Here is a 13,414-nt window from a genome sequence, read left to right on the forward strand (position 1 = left end):
TTGGAAAGCCCGCCCGCGCACCCCTCGGACGAACGGGACGCCCGTTGCCTCAGATCGAACGAGCGTCCCGTTCGTCCGGCAAGAGGGTTCGACTACGGCTGCGCCGGGGACAACTCCCAGCCGGTGCTCATGTCCCGGGCGAGGTCGGGGACCCGCCGCAGCACCCGCTGGCTCTCGACGAAGTCGCGGAACTGGACTGCGAGCAGCGCCCGCAGTTCGCCCGGGCGGTCCTCGGCGAGCCGCTGGTAGGACGTCGCGATGTCGCTGACGATGTACTGCCAGCGCGGGTCGCGGTCGGCCCAATTGAACGCGGGCAGCGGCGTGCGGAGACGGTAGTTCGCGCCGTCGGCGTCGCCCGTCACCACCATCGGCGCCGCCTTGCCGGGGGCGCGGGATCCGGGAACCGAGGGCTGCGCCGCAAGCGTGGTGGCATAGGTGAGCGCCCGGCCGACTCCGTTCCGAGCGGCGGCGGTGACATCCCACTGATCGGCGACGATCTGATTCTGCTCGCGCGACGCCATCCGGAACAGGGCGTCGACGTACCCCGACGGTGTTCCCGAAAGGATTCCATTCCAGGCGATCTCGGCGTTCTCGTCCAGCAGCCCGGCGGCGGCCATCTCCTCGACGGCGGCCCTGCCCCCGGTCAGGTAGGCCTCGTGCATGGGCACCATGTCGAAGTAGATGTGCTTCTGCATCATCAGCAGACGCTTCTGATACCAGTCCAGGTCTTCGGAGGACATCGCCGGGCCGACGGTGGCGAGCGTTCTCGGGTCCGGGGGCAGCAGGGTCATCGCCTGGCCGGGCAACCCGCCGACCGTGGACGCGACGGCATTGCCGAGCGCATGGACGGCGTACACACCGAGCACGGTCCGGCCGAGGTCGAGGTCCCAGAACCCCGCGGCGAACGACCCGCCCGCCAGCCCGGCCATACCGGACCAGTAGAGCTCGGCGCGTCGGAGTTGGTATCGGCCGTAGTTCTCGTACACGTGGTCGACCACCGCGGCGTTGGCGACGAGGCCGGCGTTCGGATCCCACGCGGCCAGGTCGATTCCCGACACCTCACTCCCCCGCGCGAGCCAATACTGTTGCAGCAAGGCCGCATACCGCATCGGAGCGACGCGGTCGGCGCGGGCGGCGGTCAGCGCGGCACCGAGCACCCCGGAGTCGGTGGGCAGCCGGGGGTCGAGCCCGCCGATCGATTCCGCGGCCGCATTCGCGGGCGTGATGTCGAGGAGGCCGTCGTAACCGGCCGCGTGCGTGAGGGGCGGCGTCGGCACCGCGAGCACGACGACGCCCAGCAGCACGACGAGCACCGTGCGGATCGTCGTGGTCCGGACCCACGGTGGCGGGCAGTGCACAGCACCGGGCATGCCAGATATTTAACAACATATATGTGATGCTGTCCGGCGTTTACCCGAATTCCGCCCAGGTCAGTGCACGTGAGTGGCAAAGCGTGCCCCGGCACACAATGGCACTCACATGGGGTGGGGACCGAGCTTGCCCAGGACGGCCGAGAGAATGGTGTGCGCGCTGGCGATGACGGATTCGATCGGCTGCGGGTTCTCCGCCAGCACCCACTGCTGGGCGATCATCAGCACCGCACCCACCAGACCGGTCGCGAGGGTCCGCAGGTGGGGGTCGGGGAACGCGGTCCGGTCGACGGCCGGACCGATGACGACGAGAACCGCGTCGACGAACGAGCGGGTGACGCGACGGTAGGCGACGTCGACCTCCGGACCGACGCCCAGAACCTCCTGAAACGCGATACGCGGGATACGCGGGTCGTCGGCGACGGACTCGAAGAACGCGGTCAGCGCGCCGCGGACCCGGGCATCCAGATCGGCACCGTCCGCCGCACCGCGCAGAACGCTGTCGCGCAGTCGGTCGGTGACGCTGCCGTACGCGGCCAGCAGCAGGGCCTCGCTGTCGTCGAAGGACTCGTAGAAGTAGCGCTTGGTGAGCCCCGCCGTGGAGCAGATCTTCTCGATCGTCGCGGTGCGGTATCCGCTGGTCCCGAACACTTCGACGGCGGCGTCGACGAGCCGCACGCGGCGATCTTCCTGACGCTGCCGGGGGCCCGCACCGCGGTAGGTGCGGCCCGTCTCGTCGACGCTGGGCGAACTCACTCCCCAATATTGACACCGCTCAGTTCCAGATACAAACTGACACTGAACGGTGCCAGATCACTCGTCAGGAGATCCCATGCCCACGCTCAGGAACAAAGTCGCACTCGTCACCGGTGCCGCGCGTGGCATCGGAGCCGAGACGTCCCGCGCTCTCGCCCGCAAGGGGGTCAAACTGGTCCTGCTCGATCTGGACGCCGAGCCGCTGAACGCCCTCGCCGCCGAACTCGGTGACGACGTCGCGCTCGCCGTGGTCGCGGACGTCTGCGACCTAGCCGCCGTGCAGAAGGCCGTCGACGCAGGAGTCGCGAAGTTCGGCGGCATCGACCTCGTTCTCGCGAACGCCGGCATCGCCAGTTACGGCTCGGTGTTGCAGGTCGATCCGGCCACGTTCAAACGGGTCATCGACATCAACATTCTCGGTGTCTTCCACACGGTCCGCGCCGCACTGCCGTCCGTGATCGAGCGCAAGGGCTACATCCTCGTGGTCTCGTCGCTCGCCGCATTTGCGCCCGCACCCGGACTGGCCGCGTACAACGCCAGCAAGGCCGGGGTCGAACACTTCGCCAACACACTGCGCCTCGAGGTGGCACACCGCGGGGTCACCGTCGGCTCGGCCCACATGTCGTGGATCGACACCCCGCTCGTCCAGGACGCGAAAGCCGACCTCACCGCGTTCAACCAGCTTCTCGCCGCCCTGCCGGGCCCGCTGGGCAAGACCACGTCGGTCGACTCGTGCGTCGCGGCATTCGTCGACGGCCTCGCCGGGCGCAAGCGCCGCGTGTACGTGCCCCGGTGGGTCGAGCTCGCCGGGTGGCTGAAGGCGGTCGTGACTTCGCGCGTCGGCGACCGCAGCCTGCTGCCCCACGTCCCGGAGATCCTGTCGCGGATGGACGAGGAGGTCGCGAAGCTCGGCCGGTCCACCAGCGCACGTAATGTCGCTCTCGACGACGTCGCCGTAGACCCGAAGTAACCACCCTTACACCCAGCGAGAGAGTGCCCATGTCACACACCGATACCGCCGCCGACATTTCCGGCGCGCAGGCTCGCGTCGAGCATCTCGACGTGCTGATCATCGGCGCCGGGCTGTCCGGGATCGGTGCCGCCTACCACCTGCAGGACAACTTCCCGGGGCGGACCTACGCGATCCTGGAGAGCCGCGACACGATCGGCGGCACGTGGGACCTGTTCCGTTACCCCGGCATTCGGTCCGACTCCGACATGTACACGCTCGGCTACCGGTTCAAGCCGTGGGAGGACGACAAGTCCATCGCCGACGGTCCGTCGATCCTCGAGTACGTCAAGGGCACGGCGGCCGAGCACGGAATCGACCGGAACATCCGATTCCGGCATCGGGTGGTCCGGGCCGAGTGGTCCACCGCCGACTCGCAGTGGACGGTCGACGCCGAGCGCACCGATACCGGTGCGACCGTCCGGTTCACCGCGAACTTCCTGATGTCCTGCAGCGGCTACTACCGCTACGACGAGGGCTACACCCCCGAGTTTCCGGGGATCGACCGGTTCGCCGGGCAGGTCGTGCATCCGCAGAAGTGGCCCGAGGACCTCGACTACGCGGGCAAGCGCGTCGTCATCATCGGCAGCGGTGCCACCGCGGTCACCCTGGCGCCGTCGATGGCCGCCGAGGCCGCGCACGTCACGATGCTGCAGCGGTCGCCCACCTACATCATCTCGATGCCGGCGAAGGACAAGCTGGCCAACAAGCTGCGGCGGCACCTGCCCGCGCGTCTCGCGTACGCGCTCACGCGGCTGAAGAACGCGTCCGTCGCCACGGCGATCTATCAACTCTGCCAGCGGTACCCGGAGTTCATGAAGGGGCGCATCCGGCGACTCCAGGAGAAGTGGCTGCCGAAGGGCTACGACATCGACACCCACTTCACGCCCCGCTACAACCCGTGGGACCAGCGACTGTGCCTCGTGCCCAACGGGGATCTGTTCCGATCCATCCGGAACGACGAGGTGTCGATCGTGACCGATCACATCGACACGTTCACCGAAACCGGCATCACGCTGAAGTCCGGCGACGAGCTCCGGGCCGATATCGTCGTCACGGCAACGGGTTTGAATCTGCTCGCGTTCGGCGGGATGACGCTCGCCGTCGACGGCCACGACATCGACCTCACCGAGACGATGGCGTACAAGGGAATGATGCTCAGCGGGGTGCCGAACTTCGCGTTCGTCATCGGCTACACCAACGCGTCCTGGACGCTGAAGGCCGACCTGGTGTGCGAGTACGTCTGCCGCCTGCTGGCGCACATGGACGCCAACGGATTCACGCTGTGCGCCCCGGAGCGGGACAGTTCGGTCGACGAGGAACCGTTCCTCGACTTCGCCGCCGGGTACGTGCTGCGGTCGGTCGAGTCGTTCCCGAAGCAGGGGTCGAAAGCGCCGTGGCGCCTGCGGATGAACTACTTCCGCGACCTGGTGATGCTGCGGCACGGCAAGCTCGTCGACGACGCTATGCGCTTCGCACCCGTGAGTACTTGTTAACCGCCGGGGGTTGACAAGTACTCACGGGCGGTCACGCAATGCCCTGCCCTCGCGCACAAAGTTCTCGTACTTCTCGGCGTTCTTGTCCGATGCCCGGGTGTCGCGAGGCGGCAATTGCAGTTCGTCCTCGGCGGGCATCCCGGCCTGCAACTCCCGTCCGCGCTCGAGTTCGGCATCGAGTTCCGCGCCGAAGAGGAGTGCCAGATTGGTGATCCAGAGCCAGAGCAGAAACACGATCACGCCGGCCAGCGATCCGTAGGTCTTGTTGTAGCTGCCGAAGTTCGCGACGTAGAGACCGAACAGCACCGACGCGACGATCCACGTGACGATGGCGAGGAATGCACCGGCGCTGATCCAGCGGAATTTCGGTTGCTTCACGTTGGGTGTGACGTAGTAGAGGATGGCGACGGCGACCACGACGATGCCGAGGACGAACGGCCAGCGGGCGATGTTCCACACGGTCAGGGCGGTGTCGCCGAGTCCGATTGCGTCACCGGCCGAGCGGGCGACGGGACCGCTCAGGGCGAGCATCGCCGCGCCGGCGGCCACCAGGATCAGACCGGCGACGGTGACCGCGAGCATCAGCGGCCGGAGCTTCCACACCGGACGCCCCTCCTCCACTTCGTACATGCGGTTCATGGCGCGTCCGAACGCCCCGATGTACCCGGACGCCGACCAGACCGCGCCGAGCAGGCCGAGGACCAGGGCCATCCCCGCGGTCGGCGTCTCGACCAGTTGCGTGATCGGGGCGCGCAACGTGTCCACAGCGGAGGACGGCCCGAGATCGTCGACCATCTGCAGGACCGCATCAGTGGTGCGCTGTCCCTGCCCGAACACTCCCAGCAACGAGACCAGAGCAAGCAGCGCGGGGAACAGCGAGAGGACCGCGTAGTACGTCAGTGCGGCCGCGAGGTCGGTGCACTGATCGCGTGTGAACTCGTGCGCCGTCTTCCGGACGACGTACCACCACGACGGTTTCGTCAGGTCCACAGGCGAATCCGGCTTACGCGGATCGTCGGGGTCCGGTTCTACGTGCCGATCGTCTGTCATCGATCACGCCTACCCGAATCCCGGCGCACGGAAACTGCGACGCGCCGTGCCCGACATTCCGGCATTCGGAAACGGAGTTGGAAACGGGTGACCCGTCCGCCACGGTAAGTGAGTCGTGAGCCACCTCACATCCCGCCTCCAGGAAGAGCAGGTCCCGCGTATGCAATTCGACCTCCGCGAACGCATCGACCACAGCCCGATGACGCGCTACCAATGGGGCGCCATCGCCATCTGCGGTCTACTCAACGTGCTCGACGGCTTCGACGTCCTCGTCATGGCATTCACCGCGCAGTCGGTGTCGCAGGAATGGGATCTGTCCGGCTCCGTCGTCGGCCTTCTGCTCAGCGCCGGACTGTTCGGCATGGCCGCGGGGTCGCTGTTCCTGGCACCGTGGGCCGACACCATCGGTCGCCGCGCCATGATCCTGCTGTGCCTGGCGCTCGCGTCGACGGGCATGCTGCTGTCGGCGGTCAGTCAGAACGCGATCCAGCTCGGCCTGCTCCGTGCCCTCACCGGCGTCGGTATCGGCGGAATCCTCGCCAGCAGCAACGTCATTGCCAGTGAGTACGCGTCGAACCGCTGGCGTGGTCTTGCCGTGAGTCTCAACTCCACCGGTTACGCCGTCGGCGCGACGGTCGGCGGAATCATCGCGGTCGTGCTGCAGAATTCGCTGGGCTGGCGCACGGTGTTCCTGTTCGGCGGGGTGTGCACGGCCGCGATCCTTCCGGTCGTCTTCGTCCGGCTTCCAGAATCGATCGACTTCCTGCTCGTCCGGCGACCGGCCAACGCCCTCGACCGCGTCAACGCCTTCGCCGTGCGGGTCGGTCAACCGCCGCTGGACGACCTGCCCGCGCCGCGTGCCACCGCCACCGCGGACGCCGGGTTCGCGGTGCGTGTACTCCTGTCACCCGAGCGGCGCCGCCGCACCCTTCTGGTGTGGTTCGCGTTCTTCATGGCGATGTTCGGCTTCTACTTCGTCACCAGCTGGACCCCGAAGCTGCTGGTCGAGGCGGGCATGTCCGCGAATCAGGGTGTCACCGGCGGTGTTCTGCTCAACCTCGGCGGCATCTTCGGTGCGACGCTCCTCGGCGCGCTGTCCGCGCGGTTCGCCCTGAAGCGCGTGCTCATCGCGTACATGGCCATCGCCGGCCTTCTCCTGGCGGTCTTCGTTCCCGCCACCGCGTCGATCGTCGTCGCGTTCGGGCTCGGCGCCCTCATCGGCGTCTTCGCCAACGGCTGCATCGCCGGGCTGTACGCGATCACGCCGTCGGTCTACTCGCCGTCCGTCCGCGCCACCGGCGTCGGCTGGGGTATCGGCATCGGCCGGGTCGGCGCCATCGCGTCACCGATCGTCGCGGGCGCCCTCCTCGACCGCGACTGGTCGCCCACCCAGCTGTATCTCCTCGTCGCCGTGTCGTTCGTCCTGGCCGGACTCGCCGTGTCGCGGCTGCGACTCGAGAAGTCACGTGTGGACGCCGACGCGGACGCCCCGCTGACCGCCCACTGAGGCGGCTAGCGGGGCGCCGCGAATCAGCGACCGTGGTTGTGCATGACGTGCTTGGTGCGTGAGTAGTCGTCGAGAGCGTAGATCGACAGGTCGCGCCCGTAACCGGATCCCTTGAACCCACCCCACGGAACTTCGTTGGCCAGCACGAGGTGGGAGTTGACCCACACCGTTCCGGCGTCGATCCGGGCAGCGACGTCATGGCTGCGCCGGGCGTTCTCGGTCCAGACGGATGCCGAGAGGCCGAACGGAACGTCGTTCGCGCGGCGGATCGCCTCGTCCTCGTCGGTGAAGGTCTCGATGGTGACGACGGGACCGAAGATCTCCTCACGAGCGCATTCGGCACCATCGGGTACTCCGACGAGCACGGTCGGTGCAATGAAGTAGCCGGGTCCGTCCAGCCGGGTTCCACCGATTGCGGCGGTGATTCCCTGCTGGGCAGCACGTTCCAGGTAGGCGGCGACCCGCTCGAAGTGCGCCTTGGACACCAGGGGCCCGATTTCCACGTCGTCGCCCGCTCCCGGCTCGCCGACCACGAACGTGCTCACCTGGTCGACCAGCTTCTGGGTGAACGCATCGGCGACCGACTCGTGGACGAGGATGCGGCATGCCGCACCGCATTCCTGGCCCGAGTTCCAGTAGCTGGCCGCACGCAGCGACACCGCGGCGTCGTCGAGATCGGCGTCGTCGAAGATCACCACGGGCGCCTTGCCACCCAATTCGAGATGGACGCGCTTGAGCGTGTCCGCGGCCCCACGTGCGACGGCCTTACCGCTGCCCACCGATCCGGTCAGGGCGATCATGTCGATGTCCGGATGCTCGCTCAGCCGCGCCCCCACGGTCGGTCCGAGTCCGGTCACCACATTGAACACGCCCGCCGGAAGGAGGTCGGCGACGAGTTCGGCGAATTTCAGTGTCGTCAGAGGGGTCTGCTCGGACGGCTTGATGACCAACGTGTTTCCGGCCGCGAGGATCGGCGCGATCTTCCACGCCGCCATCAGCAGCGGATAGTTCCACGGAGTAACGACGCCGACCACACCGAGCGGTTCCCGCAGGATCACCGACAGGTGGTTCTCGGCGTAGTCCCCGGCTGCCATCGACGTGGTCGCACGCAGCGCGCCGGCCATGAACCGGAAGGTGTCGACGGTGCCCGCGACGTCATCGTTCGACACCTCGAAAGGTTTTCCGGTGTTGGCAGATTCGAGTCGCGCCAGCACCTCGGAGTTCTGCTCGATCCGGTCCGCGATGCGGTGCAGCAGAGTCGAGCGTTCCTTGGGAACGAGTCCGGCCCAGTCGTTCTTGGCGGCGACCGCGGCCGCAACCGCTCGGTCGACGTCGGCGACGGTCCCCTGGGGTACCGCGGCGATGACCTGTTCGGTACTCGGGTCGACGACGTCGGTGTGGGGACCCGAGGCGTCGACGGCGTCGAACGCTCCGGCGATGAAGTGCTGGGTCGGCGGCAGATCGTCCCGGACGTTCAATGAACCACCAGCTGCTCGGCTGACGGCGACGTGTCCGGTGAGGGTGGTGTTGGACATCGGGGTGAACCTCCAAAATCGACTGGCAAGTAACGGAATTGCATGGGGCGGTCAGCTGTGACGCGGCGGGCGGTTGCGGAAACGCCTCAACGCGAGACGCTGCGTTCGGAGACGGTGTTCGACTCCCAGAACTCGGCTCCTTCGATGCCGAGAGATTTCGGATCGAAGGTGGGGTCGAGTCCGCGCTTCCTCTGTTGCTCGTAGTCGCGGTACACCCGTCTGACGAGCGGGAAGAGCAACACCAGGCAGAAGAGGTTGATCCAGGCGATGAGCCCGAGCCCGATATCGCCGATTGCCCAGACGAGTCCGGCGTTCACGATCGAACCCAGGAACACGATCACGAGCGTGCCCACCTTGAGGACCATCTTCGATACCGGCCCGTTCCGCCCGTTCAACAGGAACAACAGGTTCGAGTTCGCCACGTAGAAGTACACGATGAGGCAGGTGAAGCCGAACAGGAACACCGCTATCGCGATGAACGCCGCGCCCCACCCGGGCACCAGGGTGTCGATGGCCTTCTGGACCCAGTTCGGTCCGGCCTCCATACCCGGAAGGTTCTCGACGAGGTGGCCGCCCGCACCGTCGGAGACGTTGTACTGGCCGGACACCACCATCATCAGCCCTGTTGCCATGCAGATCAGCAGAACATCGATGTAGATGCTGAACGTCTGGACGAGACCCTGCTTGCCGGGGTGGGACGTCCGCGCCGCCGCGGCGGCGAACGTCGCCTCACCGATTCCGTTGGCTGATGCGAAGACCGCCCGGCGTACGCCCCACGCGACCGCAGCGCCTGCGATACCGCCCAGCACAGGGTCGATGCCGAAGGCCGAGTTCACGATCAGCTTGACTGCGTCCGGCACATTTTCGATGTTCGCGACGATCACCGCGACCGCCAACGTCAGGTACCCGATGGCGAGAACCGGCACGAGAGTCTGTGTGACCTTGACGATTCGAGTGGTGCCACCGAAGATCACCAGAGCAATCATGACGGTCATCAACACGGCAGGCACCCAGGTCGGTGCTCCGAAAGCCAGCCGCGCACTCGAGGCGATGGTGCTGACCTGAAATCCGGGGAACAGAAAGCCGTAGCCGACCAGACCGAGAAACGCGATGAGGCCCGCGACCTTGGGAAGTTTCAGTCCGTACTTGATGTAGTACGGCATGCCACCGATGTCTTCGTTGGCTTTCTTCCGGTCTTCGTCCTCTACCTGACGTTTGAACACCTGCGCGAGGGTTGCCTCGGCATAACCGACGGTACAGCCGACCAGTCCCGTCACGGCCATCCAGAGCAGAGCGCCCGGTCCACCTCCGCCGACCGCCGTCGCGACACCTGCGATGCTTCCGACACCCACTCGGCTGGCGAGTGCGAGTACGAGTGCTTGGAAGGACGACAGTCCGCCTTCGCTTTCGCTGGTCTCCCTCAGCTGCCGGATCATGTCCGGGATGCGTCGGAACTGAATGCCTTTGGTGGCCACGGTGTATGCGACCCCGAGGCCGAGGACCACGTAGGCCATCGGTCCCCAGATGCCGTCCGCCAGGGTGGTGAGTGTCTCGGCCCAGTCGAGGCCCATGACTTAGCCTGTTCCCTTTGCGAGCGTCTTCAGCGCCTGTCCGATGTTCTCGACCTGCTGTGCGGAGAGTTCGGCGGTCGGTCGGCGGGGCGCGCCTACCGGTTCGCCCAGCAGAGCGAGACCTGCCTTGACGGCGGGAATGAAGGGAACGGAGATCAGCGCGTCGATTACCGGGTACAGGTCGCGCCACTTGGCGAGGGCGCCGCGCAGGTCACCGTCGACGATGAGCCGGTTGACGGCGACGATCTCGTCCGGAACCACGTTGGCGGTACCGGCCATGACACCGGCAGCTCCCTCGACGAGGGCGCCGTACAGGTACGGATCCCAGCCGATGAAGGTGCCGATCACATCGCTGTGGTGGTGGATCAGCTGCAGTGCCTGTTCCCAGTTCGCGCTCGAGTCCTTGATGTACCGAATGTTGTCGACCTCTTCGGCGAGGGACCGGACGGTTCCGGGGTCGAGGTTCACACCGGTGACTGCGGGGATGTTGTACAGCATGACCGGCAGTTCCACCGACGACGCGACGTCCTTGATGTATGCCACCGTCTCGTCGACCGAGAGCGGCTCGTAGAACGGGGTGATCAGCATGAGCACGTCTGCGCCCGACTTCTCGGCGGCGCGCGAGAGGCGGATGGCCTCTGCCGTCGACGTGGCACCGGTCTGGGCGATGACGGGAACCCGGCCGTCGGTGTGCTCGATGACCGTGTCGACGAGACGCTCGCGCTCGGTCGACGACAGTGCCCCGACCTCACCGGTCGATCCGGCCGCGACGACGCCGTCGACGCCGGCCTTGATCGAGCGGTCGACCACGCGCTTGAGCTTGTCGGTGTCGATGAGCTCGTCGGCGTCGAACGGGGTGGTCAAGGCGGTGAGGACACCACTGAGTTGCTTGGACATCGAGATGACTCCTAGATCGTTGAGACGTGTTCGGGTGTGGGGAAGGTCAGGCGCTGACGGAGTGGACGGGAAGCTCGTCCGCGTGCCGGGTCTGACGATGGGTGGCGAGCACGCTGACGACCTCCTGGGCCGCGGAGAACCCTGAGGTGATCGAGGTTTCCGTGTAGAGCGTTCCGAGGTAGTCGCCGGCCAGGAAGACTCGACCGGCTCCGCGCGTCAGCGTGGGCTGAAGCTTTGCGCGACCGGGGAAGCTGTACGGCGATGCGTTCTTCCACCGTGCGGCCTTTGCCTCCACGACCGTGTCGGAGAACCCGGGCCCGAGGATCTGCTCGAGGTCGGCGAGGTGAGTTTTCACAACCTCGTCGTCGCTCTTGTCGAGCAGTGCGCTGCCCAGCGCCGCGGGCGAGAACGTCATGAAGCTGCCGCCGGGCTGCCGGACCGACTCGGTGCCACGGACGATGCTCGCCTGGTTGAGCGCGATGGCGAAGGAACGCTTCGGGGCGGCGATGGCGTAGATGTCGTCCCACGGACGCTTCGTCGTTTCGTCGGTGAGGAACGCCGAGCTGACGTGGGGGCCGTACTTGATCTGCGAGAGCGCGTCGCGCAGGTTCTCCGGCAGGTCGACACCGACGCGGTGGGACACGTCCGCGGTCGTGGCCAGCACGACCGTTCGCGCCTCCACCTCGTGGTCGCGTCCGTCCTGACGGTAGCGAACGATCACCGAGTCCTTCTTGTGCACGACCTCGTGTACCGCGGCACCCAGCTGAACGCGGTCGCCCAGCGCCGCGGCGAGGGCTTCGGTGAGGGTGGACGGCCCGCCGACGATGCCGCGGCTGAGGCCCTGTCCGAAGCCGAGCACCAGGCTGAAGTATCCGATGCCGGCGCCCGCCGAGATCTGGTCCATGTTTCCAGCCGACCGGGTGACGGTGGTCTTGAACAGCGCAGCCGCGTCCTCGGGCAGGTCGCCGACGAAGTCGAGGAAGGATTCGTTGTTCGCGAAGTCGTAGATTCGCTGCTGGCGCATCGCGCCGGACTCGCCGCTGCGCTTGCGCACCACTCCGGTGTACTTTCCGACACCGGCAACAACCTTCATGCCGGCCCGCATGGTCGCCACCCGCGCCGAGAGCGACATGGGGATCCGGAACGGGTACGTGGCGATATGGCCCTTGCGAAGGAACTTCCCGTTCATGGCGAGTGCCTGCAGCGACCCGGGAATGTCGACCGACATGACGCCGGCCTCGTTGAGCAGGGCGTCGGTGGAGGATCCGGGCCCGGCGAAAACGTGGCCACCCCAGTTCAGCCAGTACGATCCGCGTCGCTCGGATTTGATGCGTCCACCGACGCGCTCATCGGATTCCAGGACGAGGGTGTCCCAGTGCCGCAACCGCCAGCCCGCCGAGAGACCGGCCAGGCCGGCGCCGACTACAACTACATCTCGCACTTCGATACTCCTTCGCTGGGGCCGTGTCTCTCGCCGGAAGTGGTGGCGAGTTCGTGGCAAGTTCGTGCTTCGGGGCGCGCATTCCGCCCTGCAGTGGCTCCGTTAGAGCACGCAGTCCGGATGCGTCGCCTTATGGGATAAACAGTGATGCCGGTCATACCCGTGCCATCAGAGTAATATGTGATCACAGATCACACAACCCCCGAGATGTGATCGAAGGCGCAAATCGCGCAGCGGGCCCGAGCGTCTAGCGGGACCCGGCCGCAAGCACACGGCAGGCGACCGCGGCCGATGTCGATGCCCGTGTAGTCTATGACTGATATATCAATACACAAGGAGATCGATATGAGCCCGGCGGCGAGGAGGAGCGTCCCCGTCGAACGCTCCGCTCCACGTCGGGAGCAGCGTTCCCACCGAGCTGTCGACGAGTGCGCCGCCGGCGTCGCGGATGTGCCCTCGACAGCGCTGAGCATCGGGTAGGAAGCCTCCGGCTCGACCACGCCTGCGATCGCGGCGGCCGACCGGGACACGGAAATCAGGGCGCTCCCCCGCGTCGTGCGGGAACACGGTGTTGTTTAGGGCGCGACCCCGAAAGAACAGACGAACGCGACGCCCCCTTCGGCGCTCGCGGGCTGAAATGTGCGCGAGGTCAATCGGTCTGAGCGTTCCCCATCTCGACAGTGGCGCGTTTCACTGGTGAAGATCTTGCCGTCGTATGTGATCACAGATTACATTCTTGTTACCGAAGTGTAAGCGGCAGAGTCACTCACGGTCGCGATGCA

At 66.5% G+C, this 13,414-nt stretch carries 10 protein-coding genes; 3 read left to right on the top strand and 7 right to left on the bottom strand.

Annotated features, from left to right (window positions below; translation table 11 throughout):
* Nucleotides 1–92: 92 nt before the first annotated feature.
* Both ACFTWF_RS29305 and ACFTWF_RS29310 read right to left on the bottom strand, forming a co-directional pair.
* Nucleotides 93–1,370, bottom strand: a complete 1,278-nt coding sequence (locus ACFTWF_RS29305) for a hypothetical protein (protein ID WP_378464629.1) — start codon at nucleotides 1,368–1,370, stop codon at nucleotides 93–95.
* Nucleotides 1,371–1,475: 105 nt separating this feature from the next.
* The gene (locus tag ACFTWF_RS29310) at nucleotides 1,476–2,126 is read right to left on the bottom strand and encodes a TetR/AcrR family transcriptional regulator (RefSeq protein WP_378464630.1); all 651 of its coding nucleotides are present in this window, start codon (nucleotides 2,124–2,126) and stop codon (nucleotides 1,476–1,478) included.
* 76 nt (nucleotides 2,127–2,202) lie between these two features.
* Between ACFTWF_RS29310 and ACFTWF_RS29315 the strand changes: the two genes are divergently transcribed.
* Entirely contained in the window at nucleotides 2,203–3,096 is an 894-nt protein-coding gene (locus ACFTWF_RS29315; RefSeq protein ID WP_378464631.1) for an SDR family oxidoreductase, read from the top strand.
* Between the two features lie 29 nt (nucleotides 3,097–3,125).
* Complete coding sequence (locus ACFTWF_RS29320; protein WP_378464632.1) at nucleotides 3,126–4,631, top strand: flavin-containing monooxygenase; 1,506 nt, start codon at nucleotides 3,126–3,128, stop codon at nucleotides 4,629–4,631.
* A gap of 21 nt (nucleotides 4,632–4,652) precedes the next feature.
* Here the strand turns inward: ACFTWF_RS29320 and ACFTWF_RS29325 are convergent, their stop codons facing one another.
* Nucleotides 4,653–5,681 carry a YihY/virulence factor BrkB family protein gene (locus ACFTWF_RS29325; protein ID WP_378464633.1) on the bottom strand — a complete coding sequence of 343 codons (1,029 nt, stop codon included), beginning with the start codon at nucleotides 5,679–5,681 and terminating at the stop codon, nucleotides 4,653–4,655.
* A gap of 160 nt (nucleotides 5,682–5,841) precedes the next feature.
* Between ACFTWF_RS29325 and ACFTWF_RS29330 the strand changes: the two genes are divergently transcribed.
* On the top strand, nucleotides 5,842–7,188 hold the full coding sequence (locus ACFTWF_RS29330; RefSeq protein WP_378464634.1) for an MFS transporter: 1,347 nt from the start codon (nucleotides 5,842–5,844) through the stop codon (nucleotides 7,186–7,188).
* A gap of 23 nt (nucleotides 7,189–7,211) precedes the next feature.
* On the opposite strand, the gene ACFTWF_RS29335 is transcribed toward ACFTWF_RS29330, so the two are convergent.
* The 4 genes from ACFTWF_RS29335 to ACFTWF_RS29350 all read right to left on the bottom strand — a co-directional run bounded on the left by ACFTWF_RS29335 (nucleotide 7,212) and on the right by ACFTWF_RS29350 (nucleotide 12,632).
* Nucleotides 7,212–8,723 carry an aminobutyraldehyde dehydrogenase gene (locus tag ACFTWF_RS29335; protein WP_378464635.1) on the bottom strand — a complete coding sequence of 504 codons (1,512 nt, stop codon included), beginning with the start codon at nucleotides 8,721–8,723 and terminating at the stop codon, nucleotides 7,212–7,214.
* A gap of 86 nt (nucleotides 8,724–8,809) precedes the next feature.
* Nucleotides 8,810–10,294, bottom strand: a complete 1,485-nt coding sequence (locus tag ACFTWF_RS29340) for an alanine/glycine:cation symporter family protein (RefSeq protein WP_378464636.1) — start codon at nucleotides 10,292–10,294, stop codon at nucleotides 8,810–8,812.
* Between the two features lie 3 nt (nucleotides 10,295–10,297).
* Nucleotides 10,298–11,191: a dihydrodipicolinate synthase family protein gene (locus ACFTWF_RS29345; RefSeq protein WP_378464637.1), complete on the bottom strand. Its 894-nt coding sequence runs from the start codon at nucleotides 11,189–11,191 to the stop codon at nucleotides 10,298–10,300.
* Between the two features lie 46 nt (nucleotides 11,192–11,237).
* Nucleotides 11,238–12,632: a flavin monoamine oxidase family protein gene (locus ACFTWF_RS29350; protein ID WP_378464638.1), complete on the bottom strand. Its 1,395-nt coding sequence runs from the start codon at nucleotides 12,630–12,632 to the stop codon at nucleotides 11,238–11,240.
* Nucleotides 12,633–13,414: the final 782 nt, after the last annotated feature.

Source organism: Rhodococcus sp. NPDC056960, from assembly GCF_042674125.1.
Classification (GTDB): domain Bacteria; phylum Actinomycetota; class Actinomycetes; order Mycobacteriales; family Mycobacteriaceae; genus Rhodococcus_F.

Excerpts from the sequence above, each read along its gene's own strand:
- ACFTWF_RS29305 (WP_378464629.1), bottom strand. The coding sequence starts at position 1,370 with ATGCCCGGTGCTGTGCACTGCCCGCCACCGTGGGTCCGGACCACGACG.
- ACFTWF_RS29315 (WP_378464631.1), top strand. The coding sequence starts at position 2,203 with ATGCCCACGCTCAGGAACAAAGTCGCACTCGTCACCGGTGCCGCGCGT.
- ACFTWF_RS29320 (WP_378464632.1), top strand. The coding sequence starts at position 3,126 with ATGTCACACACCGATACCGCCGCCGACATTTCCGGCGCGCAGGCTCGC.
- ACFTWF_RS29325 (WP_378464633.1), bottom strand. The coding sequence starts at position 5,681 with ATGACAGACGATCGGCACGTAGAACCGGACCCCGACGATCCGCGTAAG.
- ACFTWF_RS29330 (WP_378464634.1), top strand. The coding sequence starts at position 5,842 with ATGCAATTCGACCTCCGCGAACGCATCGACCACAGCCCGATGACGCGC.
- ACFTWF_RS29335 (WP_378464635.1), bottom strand. The coding sequence starts at position 8,723 with ATGTCCAACACCACCCTCACCGGACACGTCGCCGTCAGCCGAGCAGCT.
- ACFTWF_RS29340 (WP_378464636.1), bottom strand. The coding sequence starts at position 10,294 with ATGGGCCTCGACTGGGCCGAGACACTCACCACCCTGGCGGACGGCATC.
- ACFTWF_RS29345 (WP_378464637.1), bottom strand. The coding sequence starts at position 11,191 with ATGTCCAAGCAACTCAGTGGTGTCCTCACCGCCTTGACCACCCCGTTC.